This window comes from Cytobacillus oceanisediminis 2691 (assembly GCF_007678455.1).
GTDB classification, from domain to species: Bacteria; Bacillota; Bacilli; order Bacillales; family Cytobacillaceae; genus Mesobacillus; species Mesobacillus oceanisediminis_A.
On record NZ_VEEP01000003.1, the window covers coordinates 1 to 15,276 of the forward strand.

The 15,276-nt window shown below is 42.5% G+C and carries 16 protein-coding genes; 5 read left to right on the forward strand and 11 right to left on the reverse strand.

The genetic code is table 11. The annotated features are described in order from the left end of the window. Window positions 1–648: 648 nt before the first annotated feature. Window positions 649–867 (forward strand): hypothetical protein, encoded by a 219-nt coding sequence (locus FS736_RS06470; RefSeq protein ID WP_144475575.1) that lies wholly within the window; start codon window positions 649–651, stop codon window positions 865–867. 39 nt (window positions 868–906) lie between these two features. Here FS736_RS06470 and FS736_RS06475 read toward each other — a convergent pair whose 3' ends face one another. The 7 genes from FS736_RS06475 to FS736_RS06505 all read right to left on the reverse strand — a co-directional run bounded on the left by FS736_RS06475 (window position 907) and on the right by FS736_RS06505 (window position 6,861). Continuing rightward, window positions 907–2,085 carry an amidohydrolase gene (locus FS736_RS06475; protein WP_144476051.1) on the reverse strand — a complete coding sequence of 393 codons (1,179 nt, stop codon included), beginning with the start codon at window positions 2,083–2,085 and terminating at the stop codon, window positions 907–909. After that, window positions 2,085–3,314 (reverse strand): Zn-dependent hydrolase, encoded by a 1,230-nt coding sequence (locus tag FS736_RS06480; protein ID WP_144475576.1) that lies wholly within the window; start codon window positions 3,312–3,314, stop codon window positions 2,085–2,087. The genes FS736_RS06475 and FS736_RS06480 overlap by 1 nt, the downstream gene beginning before the upstream one ends. Window positions 3,315–3,333: 19 nt before the next feature. Beyond that, the gene (locus FS736_RS06485) at window positions 3,334–4,521 is read right to left on the reverse strand and encodes a hypothetical protein (RefSeq protein ID WP_144475577.1); all 1,188 of its coding nucleotides are present in this window, start codon (window positions 4,519–4,521) and stop codon (window positions 3,334–3,336) included. A 210-nt stretch (window positions 4,522–4,731) separates the two neighbouring features. Then, on the reverse strand, window positions 4,732–4,947 hold the full coding sequence (locus tag FS736_RS06490; RefSeq protein ID WP_144475578.1) for a hypothetical protein: 216 nt from the start codon (window positions 4,945–4,947) through the stop codon (window positions 4,732–4,734). Between the two features lie 94 nt (window positions 4,948–5,041). Continuing rightward, a complete protein-coding gene (locus FS736_RS06495) occupies window positions 5,042–5,416 on the reverse strand; it encodes a VOC family protein (protein ID WP_144475579.1) in 375 nt (124 codons plus the stop codon). A gap of 27 nt (window positions 5,417–5,443) precedes the next feature. Further along, window positions 5,444–6,235 (reverse strand): DUF4240 domain-containing protein, encoded by a 792-nt coding sequence (locus FS736_RS06500; protein WP_144476052.1) that lies wholly within the window; start codon window positions 6,233–6,235, stop codon window positions 5,444–5,446. Between the two features lie 77 nt (window positions 6,236–6,312). Further along, on the reverse strand, window positions 6,313–6,861 hold the full coding sequence (locus FS736_RS06505; protein ID WP_144475580.1) for an HD domain-containing protein: 549 nt from the start codon (window positions 6,859–6,861) through the stop codon (window positions 6,313–6,315). A 133-nt stretch (window positions 6,862–6,994) separates the two neighbouring features. Here FS736_RS06505 and FS736_RS06510 point away from each other — a divergent pair, with 133 nt between their 5' ends. The 4 genes from FS736_RS06510 to FS736_RS06530 all read left to right on the forward strand — a co-directional run bounded on the left by FS736_RS06510 (window position 6,995) and on the right by FS736_RS06530 (window position 13,119). Next, on the forward strand, window positions 6,995–8,302 hold the full coding sequence (locus FS736_RS06510) for an alkaline phosphatase family protein (RefSeq protein ID WP_144475581.1): 1,308 nt from the start codon (window positions 6,995–6,997) through the stop codon (window positions 8,300–8,302). Between the two features lie 83 nt (window positions 8,303–8,385). Next, window positions 8,386–9,660, forward strand: coding sequence for an MFS transporter (locus FS736_RS06515; RefSeq protein ID WP_251541308.1), 1,275 nt, complete (start codon window positions 8,386–8,388; stop codon window positions 9,658–9,660). Window positions 9,661–9,719: 59 nt separating this feature from the next. Next, window positions 9,720–11,180, forward strand: a complete 1,461-nt coding sequence (locus tag FS736_RS06520; protein WP_144475582.1) for a M20 family peptidase — start codon at window positions 9,720–9,722, stop codon at window positions 11,178–11,180. A 316-nt stretch (window positions 11,181–11,496) separates the two neighbouring features. Further along, entirely contained in the window at window positions 11,497–13,119 is a 1,623-nt protein-coding gene (locus tag FS736_RS06530) for a sensor domain-containing diguanylate cyclase (protein ID WP_144475584.1), read from the forward strand. A gap of 153 nt (window positions 13,120–13,272) precedes the next feature. Here FS736_RS06530 and FS736_RS06535 read toward each other — a convergent pair whose 3' ends face one another. From FS736_RS06535 to FS736_RS25450, 4 genes are read right to left on the reverse strand one after another with little or no spacing between them, the layout of a single operon-like run. Continuing rightward, a complete protein-coding gene (locus tag FS736_RS06535) occupies window positions 13,273–13,713 on the reverse strand; it encodes a hypothetical protein (protein WP_144475585.1) in 441 nt (146 codons plus the stop codon). Further along, complete coding sequence (locus tag FS736_RS06540) at window positions 13,710–14,147, reverse strand: hypothetical protein (protein ID WP_260983545.1); 438 nt, start codon at window positions 14,145–14,147, stop codon at window positions 13,710–13,712. Before FS736_RS06540 ends, FS736_RS06535 begins: the two co-directional genes overlap by 4 nt. 37 nt (window positions 14,148–14,184) lie before the next feature. After that, window positions 14,185–14,844: a hypothetical protein gene (locus FS736_RS06545; RefSeq protein ID WP_144475587.1), complete on the reverse strand. Its 660-nt coding sequence runs from the start codon at window positions 14,842–14,844 to the stop codon at window positions 14,185–14,187. A gap of 53 nt (window positions 14,845–14,897) precedes the next feature. Next, complete coding sequence (locus tag FS736_RS25450; protein WP_395883508.1) at window positions 14,898–15,152, reverse strand: DUF4181 domain-containing protein; 255 nt, start codon at window positions 15,150–15,152, stop codon at window positions 14,898–14,900. Window positions 15,153–15,276: the final 124 nt, after the last annotated feature.

The following is a 15,276-nucleotide window of genomic DNA, read 5'->3' on the forward strand; positions in this document are numbered from 1 at the left end:
TGACAGCTTTTCAGTTGTGGGCCCTTAACCTGTCAAGAATACACCTTTATTTTGACAAGTTTTCAGTTGTGGGCCCTTAACCTGTCAAGAATACGCCTTTATTTTGACAGCTTTTCAGTTGTGGGCCCTTAACCTGTCAAGAATAGGCATTTATTTTGACAGCTTTTCAGATATAGGCCCTCAACCTGTCAAGAATACGCCTTTATTTTGACAGCTTTTCAGTTGTGGGCCATTAACCTGTCAAGAATACACCTTTATTTTGACAAGTTTTCAGTTGTGGGCCATTAACCTGTCAAGAATACACCTTTATTTTGACAGCTTTTCAGTAGTAGGCCCTCAACATGTCAAGAATACACCTTTATTTTGACAGCTTTTCAGTTGTGGGCCCTCAACATGTCAAGATTACACTTTTATTTTGACAGCTTTTCCCTTCTAACCTCAAAACCTGTCCAAACTTCCGCCTACTTTAGACAACTTTCCCTTCCAACCTCAAAACCAGTCCGAACTCCTACCTCAAACTAAATTCTTCCCTGCTGCACAACAATTCAATCCTACTAAAATTCCTCCTACCAATCAGTTCTAAACCTAGCATCCCGCCAATATGTTAGTGATAGGAAAACTAATACTATGGAAAATAGGTGATTTGCTATGTTTGTTGTCCATTTTTTCGAAAACAGAAATGAGCTTTTGAATCAGCTCCGCCAGCAGGTTCCTTCTGTTGGGGAGGATCTGAGGATCAAGGGGCGCAAAGGAAAGGTTACAAGCGTTCTGGCTGTTAATGAGAAAACCTACCATGTGCACCTGGCACTTGAATCCAAGCAGAAACCAACCGTGGCTGCGGATCCTGGTAAAAAGAAAAAGAGGTAACTAGCAAAAGTGGAGAGCCCATAGGGTTCTCCACTTTTATTAGTTTTTATTCAAATAAGCCCATGCATACTGAGCGTAGAGTTCTGCGCCGGTACTCAAAGCATCTTCATCGATGTTGAATTTGCCATGATGGTGGGCCCACTCTGTATCTTTTTCGGGATTGCCGCTGCCTACAAGGGCAAAGCTGCCTGGCACCTCGTCAAGATAAAAGCTGAAATCTTCGCCGCCCATGGTTGGTTTTTCATGAAAAATGACGTCATCACCGAATGCTTCTGCAGCCACCTGCTGTACTAGCAGCGCGCTACTCTCGTCATTGATGACCGCCTGCGTACCTCGAGTATATTCTACATGTGCGTCAGCGCCATATACCGCTGCGACGTTTTCTGCGTAATGGCTGAGCTGCGCCTCAATGTGGTCACGTATAGCCGGGTCAAAGCAGCGTACAGTTCCCTCAATCACGGCATTCTCGGCGATGACATTAAAACGGGTGCCGACGACCATTTTTCCGACAGTCAACACAGCTCCCTGCTGGGGATCGATCGTTCTGGACACCACTGATTGCACATTCATCACAAACGATGAGGCGACGATGGCAGTATCAATGCAAGCTTGCGGCATCGCTCCGTGTCCGCCTTTTCCCTTAAATGTAACTTTGAACAAATCCGCCGAAGCGAAGGATGGACCTGGTGTGCAGCTGACCTTATGGGTCGGCATTTGCGACCATATATGGATGCCGAAGACGTTGTCGACACCTTCCACTGCTCCTTGTTCAACGAGAGCCTTAGCACCCTGGGCGACTTCTTCCGCCGGCTGGAATAATAAGCGGACATTGCCAGGAAGGTCTTCCTTGATCTCATTCAGTGCTTTTGCTGCAATCATCAACATTGCCGTATGGGCATCATGGCCGCATGCGTGCATTTTCCCTTCTTCACATGAAGCGTAGGACAAGTCCTTATTCAATTCTTCGACTGAAAGGGCATCCATATCCCCTCTCAAGGCGACTGTTTTTCCAGGCTTCCCGCCCTTGATTTCAGCAATCACACCTGTAGGTTCTGTCCTGCGATAGGAAATGTTCAGTTCATCAAGATAGGCGCAGACAAAATCAGTTGTTTTGTATTCTTCCCAGGAAAGCTCCGGCTCGTTGTGCAGCTTCCTGCGCAAATCGGTTAGTTCTTCTTTATATTCATGAAAAGCTTCCTTTAATTTTTGATTAATCATCATTCCGCCTCCGTTAAAGTCTTTGCTGTTTCGTAAAAAATCTTTACGGCCGTTGCGATGTCTTCTGAATCAGACCACTCTTCCGGACAGTGGCTGAGCCCGTTCCTGCTTGGAATAAACAGCATTCCAACATCCGTAAAATCGGATAGCACCATTGCATCGTGGCCTGCGCCGCTGTTGATCGAACAATACTGAATACCTAGCTCACTGCTTCTCTCTTTTAAAAGAGAGCGGACTTCCGGATGTAATTCTTTCGGCTGGGTATACAAAAGCTGCTCCACCGAGGTTTCGATTCCATTTCCAGTAAAGGAAGCAATAAGATTATTTGTTTTTTCGATCACGTTCAGGACATTCTCTTCCTTTCCAGAACGAATGTCCACAGAAAATACAACTTGATCCGGGATGACATTGGCACCGTTCGGATAGACATTCAAACGGCCAACCGTGATGACTGTGCCTTCTCCTTCTTCATTTGCGAGCCCTGGCAGCTGGCTGATTATTTTGCTCGCCGTTACCAGTGCATCAGCCCGGCGATCCATCGGCGTTGTTCCTGCATGGCCTGCCTGCCCTTTTACGGTTACCTCCAATTGTGTCAGGCCGACGATGGCCTCCACTACGCCAATAGGAATCTCTTTTTCTTCTAAAATAGGTCCTTGTTCGATATGTAATTCCAGAAAGGCTTTCATTGTTTTTGGGTCCCGTTTCTTTGGCAGTGATGGATCTAGTCCAATATCGGTCATGGCTTCAACAGTTGAGATTCCATTCTGGTCCTTTAACAACTTAAATTCTTCTTCATCAAGAAGACCAACCATACCACGGGACCCCATCAGGCCTCCGCCAAATCTCGTACCTTCTTCTTCCACCAATGCGACGACTTCCAAGGGATACTTGGGTTTCAAGCCGTTTTTAGCAAAAAGAGCTGCTACTTCCAGCGCTGCCACGACTCCGGCGGGTCCGTCATAGGAACCGCCGTGAGGCACAGAATCAAAATGGGAACCAATCATCACACTAGGTCCGTCAGCAATCAGTCCTTCCAGTTTCCCGAATATATTGCCGAATCCATCCTCACGCACCTGAAGACCATACTCTTTCATCTTCTCCTTTAAATAGTTGCGGGATTTCAAATCCTCCTGGCTGTATGTCAGTCTTGTCGTTCCTCTGCCAGGGGTTGCAGTGTACTGACTGATTTGTTCAATATGCTCTTCAATCCGTTCCTTTAATTCTCGCAATCTAATTACCTCCTATTTCTTACAAGAATCCGACGAAGATGCCTGCAAGCACAACCGATACGATTGTGACGGTCACGAATCCGCCAACAAGCATTGGTGGCAGCATGTGACTCGTGAGTGCTTCTCTTTCTTTTTCATCTTCTGTCAGTGATTTGATGACTTCATTCGTGATGATATAATCAGCCGGGAATCCATAAAGTGCAGTAAGGGATACGGCAAAAGCCATCTCTTTGCTTACTTTTAAGATCTTGCCGGCAACAAATGAGAAGATATACATTCCGGCGACCCCAAGGACGATAGCACCGATCAGCGGGACCAGAATTTCAAGCAGCATTCCTGGTGTTGCCTGCTTCAGTCCATCGAAAATGAATAGCATCAAAACAAGGATTGCGATACCAAAGCCATTTGCCTTTTGCAGAACCTGCTTTTCTAAGAAACCAACACTTGTTGCGATTACACCAAATAACAGTGCCAGGACAAACGGGCTGACTGAGACGACCGGCGCCAAAAGTGTGGATGTTAAGTAAGCCAAATATGCGACCAGTGAAAGTCTGAAAAACTTAAAAAATTCGGTGTTATATTTTTCTGGCAATCTTCTAAAAAGCTTCAGCTCCGTTGGAGGTGCCACTTCAGCAGTTGCGGCCACTTCAGTGGATGCAAGGCCTCCCTCACGATATTGCTTCAAAAGTCGCTTGCCTTCTTTTTTCAACACTAGTGAAGTCAATGGATAACCAGCGAATCCTTGCATGACATAAATGACGATGGCGAATACAGATAATGACGCAAGGCCTGCTTCTTTGGCTCCTTCAGACATGATCAAAGCGGAAACCACTCCGCCAACTAAAGGTGGTACAGCCACAACCATCGTCTGGAATCCGAAGATCAGCGTACCCACACTCAAGAGTACGGCGGCGATCCCCAAAATTCCTGACAGGGCGATCACAATCGTTTTCCACTGATTCTTCAACTCGCGGATCGAAAGCAAGGTGCCCATATTCGTGATTAACAAATACATCATCATCACCGCCACTGCGGAAGGCACTCCAGCCAGGGCGACAATCTCTTTCGGAAAAAATGTCCAGTATCCAATCAGAAACAAGACGGCCGATACGAACATGGACGGAATCCATGCCTTTGTCCTGACAGCAACCAAATCGCCGACTAGTAAGATGAATACTACAATAACCAATGCTAATAATTGAGACATGATAATTTCCCTCCAATTTCTTTTTCACTTCAACGCTTCGTCTTACGAAAGAAAAAACTATTAGGACGATAATAATATAGATATAATATTCAGTCAATCGTAATTTTGAGAATTTTCGAAAGAAAGCGTTTCCACCGCATATTCCTACGTGCCAATGACCAAAAAAAGACGAACTACCTTTTCAGTAGTCCGCCTTTTAATTCTATACATTTAATCCGGGTTTTTAGTTTTAATGGAAACAGACAATGGCTTTTTATCCAAACAATATTCCAGAAGCACGATTTTACCTTCAAGTTCCAAATGTTTGGCCAGGGCGATCAGTTCTTCCCCTTCTTCCGTTGAGGAGATGGACGAAATTTTTAAGTTGCCATCACTATTCTGGATTTGGTCCAATAGTTCTTCTTTTGACAGTTTCAGTTTCGTCATTTTTCTCACCCCTTAAATGGATTAACTATCTTTACCCATAAGTTTAAGAGGTGAACCAAGGTGAATAATGGTAATAGAGATAATTCATTTCCTCTTAAGAATTACAGATCATCAGGACATTGCCATCCGGGTCTTTGAAGTTGAAATATGCGAAATCGCCGATACGCTCTATTTCTTTTATAACAGGAAACCCTTTTGAAACGACAAATTCATAAGCTTCATCCACGTCATCCACCAGCATGTTAAACAAAGCATGCTCAGATGGCTTTAACTGAAAGCCAGGATCAAAAGTGTGATCATCCAGAGTCAATCCGGTTTCTGAAGTAACGGGAATATTATGTACCGGTGATTCCACCTTCTCAGGATCAAATGGAATTCCCAGCAGATTGTAATACCACTCCGAGGACTCCTGAAGATTGCTTACATGGACGAATACATTGTTTACTTTATTGAAAATTGGTGATTTCATCGATTATCTCTCCTATAAAAAAACATTTTAATATTCCAATGGACTTTCCCCATACCTCGCCCATAATGCAGGAAACTTCTTTTTCAATCCTTCTTCATCATCTTCATCCCAGTCAAATTCAATGTCCGGCATGCGGTTTTGATCTTCGGTTATTTTTTCATATAATTCATAGTAATCGTCATAGTCTAAGCCCGTTTTTTCTTCATAAGCTATACTTGCAACACTCAGCAAGTCCTCCAGTTGGGGAACATCTTCATCATCTTCAAGCACTTTTAAATGAGGAATGATTTTTTCCGGATCATGGATGACAGTTTCGTATGTATCCTTCCCCTGGTAGAGCAGCCAGGCCCTAAAATAGTCAAAAGAATCATCCGAAGCTCCTCCCATGATAATATAGGCTGTAGCCCACAGGGCGGAGGTATAGGACTTCATGTAATTCTGATTGAAATAGTAATCGAACATCACAATTTCTTTGACAGGCTTCTTCGATAAATGGTTGATAAGCCACTCTATCTGCTCATCAGCGTCTTCTCCTTTTTGTTTAGCGATCTTTATTATTTCCCAGAATAAGTGGTCTGTCATCGTGCTTTCCTTCATCAATTGATCAGAAGGATTTGCCGGTACATAGCCCTTTTTCATTTTCGATCGGACCAGCCTGTCTGCATTTTTCTGGCAGGCTTCTTCCGTTTCGAATGTCTTTACTTTTACCGCTCCAACAGTACCGATCTTTCCGTAAGTCACCGTATGACTTTTTCCAGCCACTTTGATTTTCCAAAATTTATTCGAGAATCCTTCTTTTAAAATTAGGATTGTTTCCATCATTATTACTCCTCTATCTTTGGTTGGAATTGTTCCATCAAGGATTTTTGGGACAAGCCTCTACTATTGCCGAAAAATCAGCCTTCTTCATTATCAAATAACAAGTAAACTTCGTTTCGCAATTCTTCAAGTAAAGGGAATTCTGTGACAAATCCCAGACTATTTATCACATTCCTGTAATACCATTCCTGATGCTGCTTGCCTCGTCGGAACCTGTTCCACACTTGTTCTCCGGAGATTTCGGCATCAAGCCGGATTGATCGGAGATTGTGAAGCTTGTCTGCACAAGCGACCACCCTGACCTCCTCAGGAGCATTTTTTAAATAATCGATCGTGTGTTGTTTTCGTTCTTCCCAGGACAGGGATTTGTCTGGTTCTGAACAGCCTTCTACCAGCTGGGCTATTTCCTTTCCGAATTCTCTTTCAATATCCTCCAATGTCAATTCGGTATCTTCCACTGTATCATGCAGAATGCCAGCTGCAACCATTTCCTTCCTATAACCTGCTTCTTGCAGAATCATGCCAACCGCAACAGGATGTGCAATATAAGGGATTTTTGTGTTTTTTCGGTATTGGCCTTCGTGAGCAATAGATGCAATCTGCAAAGCTTTATCGACCAGGTCCATTTTGTTTTCCTCCAAAATTTCAGATACTTATTACTTCTTTGTTGACAAGTAAATTCCTTCTAACACAGAAAAGCTGATTTTTTTCCAGATTCTTCTGCTATATTTAAAATATAAACATCATTTGGAGGCTGCCATGACCAAACTGACAGACCATTTAATCGTCATCTCATTCGATTGTCTTTCTGAGCATGATGTACCATTGCTCAGGGAACTGCCTAATTTCAAAGCATTCATTGAAAAAAGTTCATATTGCACAAAAGTTGAGACAATATATCCTTCTGTGACCTATCCATGCCATGCGACGATTGTGACGGGGAATTTCCCTAAACGCCATGGAATCGTGAACAATACATTCATACAGCCGGGAAGGATTTCTCCGGACTGGTACTGGCATCGTCACCACATAAGAGGGACAACCCTCTATGATGAGGCAAAAAAGGCCGGCATGAAAACAGCTGCCTTGCTCTGGCCTGTGACGGCAAAAGCCGACATAGACTACAATATGCCTGAAATTTTTTCAAACAGGCCGTGGCACCACCAGATTCCGGTTTCCCTGTTCAACGGAAGTCCGCGATACCAGTTGGAGATGAATTCTAAATTCGGCCACATCCGAAAGGGGCTTAGCCAGCCAGAACTTGATGACTTCGTACTAGCAACAACTGTTGAAACAATAAAAACGAAGAAGCCCGATTTGATACTGATACACTTTGTCGACCTGGATTCCCAGCGGCATATGCACGGTTTTTCATCGAATGAAGCCCAGGAAGCTCTTCATCGACATGATCTAAGATTGGGTAAAATCCTTGAGGCTACCAAGGAGGCCGGTATTTTTGAAAACACCACCTTTGTCCTCCTGGGAGATCACAGTGCTCTTGACGAGTCTAAAGTCGTGAAATTGAACGTATTATTTAAAGAACGGGGATTAATCAAGGTGAATGGTGCTGGCAAAGTGACAGATTGGAAAGCTTACTGTAAGAGCTGTGACGGATCGGCGTACGTTTATGTAAATGATGAGAACAATATTCAAACAAAAAACACAGTTGCAGAGCTTTTAGCTCAGCTGCTTCAAGATCAATCGAATGGAATCGAAAAAATTATTACAGGCCAGGAAGCGAACATGTTAGGCGCAGATGGAACTGCCTTCAGGATGCTTGAAGCTGCCAGAGGTTTCTATTTTAGTGAGGACTTCGACGTTGATTACATTGAAGAAGTCAGCGAACAGGATGCTAAAAGCAAAAAATACACACTTGCCTGTCATGGTTACTCCCCTTATAAAGACGGGTATCACACTGTTTTCTTTGCAGCAGGCAAAGGGATTCTCCCCGGAATTTCTGTTCGTTCTATGCATCTCGTAGACGAAGGCCCTACTTTCGCCCGCTTGCTGGGATTGGACCTTGGTGATACAGACGGCCGCGTAATCGAGGGGATTTTGGATATTTAAAGATTGGAAATGAAGGTTATTCCAGTTTCAGAAGCGAATTGTAATGTATCTGCAATTTAAAAATATAAATTATTGGGGGCAAAATGATGAAAGGTTTCACAAAGGAAGAGAGCAGCTGGATTCGCTATGACTGGGCCAGCTCAGCTTATTCGATAATCATTTCGACAGCTGTTTTTCCGCTCTTTTACAAGGCTTCTGCTACCGAAGCTGGTGTGAGCCTGTCGAATTCGACGGCTTATCTTGGGTATACAATTGCCATCGCCACCTTCATTCTCGCCTTGATAGGACCGATTCTCGGGACGATCGCAGATTACAAAGGGATGAAGAAACGATTCTTCCGGATATTCTTCACTCTGGGAATTGTATTTACAGCTGGATTGGCTTTTGTGCCAAGCGGAAATTGGCTGATGCTGCTGGTGATTTACACCTTGGCAGTACTGGGATCGACAGGATCAAATGTATTTTATGACGCATTTATCGTAGATGTTACCACCGATGAACGGATGGATAGGGTGTCAGCGCGCGGGTATGGGATGGGATATATCGGTAGTACGATCCCCTTCATCATCAGTATCGCTATCATTATTTTGGCACAGACCAAGGTGTTGCCGATTTCCATGACACTGGCAAGCCAGATTGCTTTCATCATCACTGCGCTTTGGTGGGGACTTTTCTCGATACCCATGTTTAAAAATGTCCACCAAAAGCATTATATTGAGCGTGAACCACAATTGGTTCTGCAAAGCTTTAGACGCTTAGGGAAAACATTCAAGGAAATTCGCAAATACAGGGCATTATTTCTTTTCTTATTAGCATATTTCTTTTACATTGATGGTGTAGGAACCATTATCACGATGTCTACAGCCTATGGAACCGATCTAGGCATCAGTTCTACTAACCTATTAATCATTCTTTTCGCAACGCAGGTTGTCGCCTGGCCTTTCGCGATTTTGTTTGGAAAATTGTCCGAACGTTTTACCGGCAAGAAAATGCTTTATGTAGGTATCATTGTTTATATCTTTGTCTGTATTTATGCCTACTTCCTGGAAACAACGACTGATTTCTGGATTCTGGCGATGCTGGTTGCGACCTCACAGGGTGGCATCCAGGCACTGAGCCGGTCCTATTTTGCCAAATTGGTCCCGAAAGCAAATGCAAATGAATTCTTCGGTTTCTATAATATCTTTGGAAAATTCGCTTCGATCATGGGGCCGCTTATGGTCGGTCTGACAGCACAGCTTACAGGAAATTCGAGCATGGGCGTTTTCAGCCTTGTCATCCTCTTTGTCATTGGGATGATCATTCTTGCGTTCGTACCAGAACCGGAAAAACAATCTCATGCACCTGAAATTGCCTAACGAACTGCCTCTGGGAAACCGGAGGCTTTTTTGAAAATTTGGAGGTGTTCAAGTTATCTATGAAAAAGCTGAAGTTAACCTTGACGATATTTGGCGTCCTGCTCCTATTATTCGGGGCCATCACCATGTCCACTGCCCTCACCTTGAAATCTCGTCAGCCAGCACCTGATTCATTCTCTGGTTCCCTGAATGAAGACAGCGCGATTGAAACACTGTCAGAGGCTATTCAATTCCAGACCATCTCTTATCAGGATCGAAGCAAGATGAATATGCGTGAGTTTGACGCTTTTCTTTCTTTTTTGGATAAGAGCTTCCCCAAAGTCTATCAAAATCTTGAATTGGAAAAAGTGAATGACTACGCACTTATTTTTATATGGAAGGGTTCTAACCCAGCAAAGTCCCCTGTCGGTTTGACTAGCCATTATGATGTTGTTCCCGTTCTTAAAGGTACTGAGGAAAACTGGGAGCATCCCCCTTTCAGCGGCACCAAAGCCGACGGTAAGATATGGGGTCGCGGTACACTTGATGACAAAATCGGTGTCATTGGCATTCTCCAAGCTGCCGAGCATTTGCTGTCGGAAGGATACCAGCCTGAGCGAGACATCTATTTTATGTTTGGATTCGATGAGGAAATTGGCGGAGATGAAGGTGCCAGCAAGATTGTCAGCATTTTGAATGAAAGAGGAATCAACTTTGACTTTGTTCTGGATGAAGGCGGAGCCATCGTCGAAAACATGGTCCCGGGTGTAGATAAACCAGTGGGTGTTGTTGGTATCTCCGAGAAAGGCTCAGCAACAGCAGAACTTACAATTGAAGGCAGTGGCGGCCATTCTTCCCAGCCGAAAAACAGTACTAATATAGGCAGGATTGCAAGAGCTATTTCTAAGCTGGAAGACACTCAATTCCCTGCGGACTTACAGGGTCCTGGCGAGGACTTATTTGAATTCGTCGCTCCAGAAATGGGCTTTGGAATGAAATACGTATTTGCAAATAAGCTCATTTTTGAGCCTGTGATCGAAAGAATCCTTCTGCAGCAGCCGGCATCGGCAGCCTTGATCCGCACAACGATTGCGCCAACGATTTTTCAGGCTGGAGAACAATATAATGCCCTTCCTGAAAAAGCTTCAGCCGTAATTAATCTCCGTCTTATGCCAGGAGATTCACTGGGCGAAGTTAGAGAATATATTGAAAAGACGATAGATGATGACCAGATAAAAGTGACGATTCAAGGTTCTGAAGCTTCGGGTGTTTCCTCTGTTGACAGCTGGCACTTCAAGGCCATCCAGCAAGGCGCCCGCAACGTTTACCAAGACGCAGTCATTGCACCTTATCTGATGTTTGCCGGTTCTGATGCAAAACATTATGACAGTATTTCCGAAAACACCTACAGATTCCTTCCCGTCCAATTGACATCTGAAGATTTGAACCGGATGCATGGTACGAATGAGCATATCAGTATTGAAAACTATCTGAATGCCATCCGTTTCTATATGGAAATTATTCGTGAGAGCGATCAATAGTAAGGAAGGTGTATCTGTGAAATATTATATCTTTTCGCTTCTTGTATTCTTTCTGCTTTGGCTGATTGCATCAAGCCTTTATTCCGAACCAATCTGGTGGTCCATTTTTTCCTCAGATCGTTCGACCCATACTCCCTTACTTGAACAAATTTCAATCATTAAGTTTACTTTTGCTGCTTTGGTTTTTGCTGGAATTGGTGCAATTCTATCGAAATGGCGATCAAAATAGAAATTTTTTCTACTAAAGAATTTGCAAAGCATGTCGAAATAACCAAGTAGAGACTTTAGTTTTTTTGCGCGAAAGGGATCAATTTAAATGAAAATCAACCTTCGAGCCTATATGGCTCTATTTTTTGGTGTGATCATCATTGCACTTACCATGTTGTTGAGTATTACGATCAGCAAGCATTCAGGTGAAACGATTAAAAGAGAGATTGGGAACAGCCTTTCTACTACTGCCTATCTTATGGCTGATAAGCTAGATTCGTTCATGTGGTCACGAATCGGAGAGGTCGAAGTACTGAGCAAGATTGATGATATCAAATCCCAGGAGGACATCCAATCGGCCCAGGCATTATTGGACCAATTAAAATCAAGCATTCATGTATTTTCGTGGATTGGATTGACTGACTCATCCGGGAGAGTGGTTGCAGCGTCAGACAAAATCCTCGTTGGCACTGATATTTCTAATCGGCCTGTTTACCAGGAAGGAAAAAAAGGAACATTTATCGGCGATGTCCATAATGCTGTCCTCCTTGCTAACCTGCTGCCCAATCCAAATGGAGAACCAATGCAATTCGTCGATATCAGCAAGCCTTTGACCGATAAAAATGGGAATTTCAGCGGTGTGTTGGCTGCACATTTAAGCTGGGAATGGTCGAAACAAGTAAAGGCAGCGATTATCAAACCTTTAAAGGATGAATTAAGCGAAGCGGAAGTTTTTGTTGTGAGCGGTTTGGACGGCACGGTACTGTTAGGGCCAGAAGGAATGACAGGAACCCTGCTAGATGTAGAAAGTGTTCAAAAAGCGACCAAGGGTGAGAACAACTGGCTAGTAGAAGAATGGCCTGATGGTAAAGAGTATCTGACGGGGTTTGCAGTCGGAGACGGCCATTATGATTATGCAGGTCTTGGCTGGAAAGTCATTGTCCGTATCCCCACAGATCATGCATTTTCCCCTGTTGAACACTTGAAATCATACATTATCAAACTTGGTACCATAACGGCTGTTATCTTTGCGTTCATAGGCTGGCTTCTTGCCGGTTTCATTTCGAATCCTTTAAGAAAAATTTCAAGAGCTGCCCATGGGCTTAGAACAGGGAATGAAGCGGTAATCCCTTATATAAAAGGAATCAAAGACCTTGAACTCCTATCCGGTTCCCTCAGAGATCTCGTTGACTCATTAATCCGGACAGAGTCCAATTTAGGAAAGATGGAAACCCTTGCCCACCAGGATCTCTTAACAGGTTTAGGCAATCGTGTCGCATTAGACCAGTTTATGAATAAAGTTAAAATGGCAGATCAGTCACTGTCGTTTTTATATCTGGATCTGGACGGTTTTAAATTAATCAATGATACTCACGGACATCATACCGGTGATTTGCTCCTTAAAGAAGTAGCAAGCAGACTGAAAGATAGCACGCGTAAAGACGATCAGATATTCAGGCTCGGCGGCGATGAGTTCCTTGTCGTGCTTGAAACACCGTCAGAATCAGTGGAATTTTCACTTGCTAATATTGCAACCAAACTAATCAATAGCATAAACGCCCCCTATCATCTTGAGAATGCTGAGCTTATGGTTGGATGCAGCATCGGTGGAGCAGTTTGGCCAGAGCATGATATTGATCCGTTTACTGTCATCAGTTATGCGGATGAAGCACTCTATGCTTCCAAAAAGGCAGGCAAAAATAAGTTCACCTTCCATCAGAATACAGAATAAACCAAATGCCAGGAGCGTAACCTCCTGGCATTTCTTTTGATGAAAATACCACCACATTCTTTTAAAAATGGAATGATGATGACTGAACGATTCATTTTTCATAGCATATCCATTATGTTTGTTTACCAGTTAGAGAAAATGTTGAAAAAAAGATCAAAATTTTTGTCCATGCTTAGCTAAATAATCCTCCAACCATTTGTAGTCGATAGGTTCATTAATGATATCATATTGATCCATTCCGATAAGGGCTACATCCCTTTCAATTAAATTAGGAACGGTAATTCGCTGGTCACTATATTCCAATTGAAACGTAAACTGTTCTTCCGGATATTTAGATAGAAAGTTTCTCGATCCCGTTTTTTTTACCGTGTACAGACTAAAAAATTCAGTAAGTACTTTAATCGACGTTTCATTTACAATTTTTCTGTTGAAGGCTTTATCTTCTTCAAATGGCCTGATATTAAAATAGACTGCAGTCACTTTATTGGCATCAAGGATTTCGGCCAGATTCTTTTCCCTATAATCATACCATCTGTTAATGCCATAAATAAGTAAAACCACAATAATTACAATTAAAGTCCTTTTAAACCTCACCCTCTTACCCCTTTCCCATAAATGAGCAGCTTTCCGAGCGCTACACCATACAAACCATGCCCAACCATCCAGAAAAAGAAGGAATATGCACTGGAGATCTCAGGTGTCCGGTCAGAAAGCATGGTTGTGGGGTATAGGAAAAGTCCTATTAGTAAGGAAACCTTAACAACAAATCTAACTTTCTGTTTAATTGGGAAGTCCTTTTTTATTAAATAGATATGTAAAAGGACACCAAGTACCATCGAAACTATCAAATGTAGTAAAAACTCAATTATTTCAGAGACTTTAATGTCTTTTAAAAAAGGGATATAATCAACATTCAGAAGCAATATGTATACCTTTAGTCCAGTAACCGACTCTACTAAGTTCAAAAAAAGACCAAGGAGATTTCCTGCCAATAGACCAGTAAAACTTCCTTTTGCGATAGCAGTCAAATGTTTAATCTCCTTTCATTTAATAAGAAAATAATCTCTATAGCTTCCTTACTTTCTTGCCATCCACAATCATCAAATTGATTCCTGAGCCTTGGCCACTTAATCCGCCTCTTCCTAATTTAGCTAAATCAATTTGAGTCTCGATTGTTATCACTTTGCTCTCTTTTCCATGGAGGGTAACCTTGTATGGGCCTCCTTCATTTAAAAGAGATAGCATCGGATAGTCATCTTCGAACAAATACTTTTCATAAAATTTGATGTTGAATTGTACTGTTTCTTTGCTGTGGTTCTCAAATGGGAGAACACAAATTGCGTATAATGTTGTTTCGTCTTTCATCTCGAACGTGAAATTGCTCTCCCCTCTTTCGTACTCGATGGCATAAATTCCAGTAGCAAAGGTGTTCTGGTATGCCTTCACCATTTCCATCGGCAGGAACACAACAAGAAATATCGCGATCAAAACCATTCGCACATGATATTGATCAAGCGATTTAACGAGATAAAATAAGCTGATTATAAATAAAATGAGGCCTGTGACCCCAATATAGTTCACTCCGTCCATAGTGGTGATTGGAAAATTAAATGCTGATGAAAATTCCTGACCAACAGGATATTCGTGAGGGAATGGAAAATTAAGAGCAATCGAAATAAAGAAAAAGATGATGGCCATGGCTAAATATTTATTATTCTTAATCATTTAAGTCCTTCCTCTCCACACAATTATATGATGCCGCCTTCATGCTAAATAATTTATTGGGTCAGCCTAGTCAATACTTCAAACTGGATAACGAGGAGAACGATTCCAATAAGAACAAGTCCTTCCGCTATGGAAAGAATGGCCTCTTTTGGATGGTCTGAAGCTTTCCATTCAAAATAAGCGCGCAGAAAGTTTTGCCCAGTGATCAGTAATGTCAGGACCAGAAGGAAAAGATTTACCGAAACATCTCGATACATTAATTTAAAAAATAAAATCAGATAAGTGATTACAGTCGTAATTCGCAGAATTCATTCAGCATTTCGATGCGTTTTATTTATATGATTATAGGAAAATACCTTCCTTTTAATCTTTGGATATTGAAGGCTTTTCTTAATAAGAACTTCATTAACCAGACTATTGTTATAATGAGAA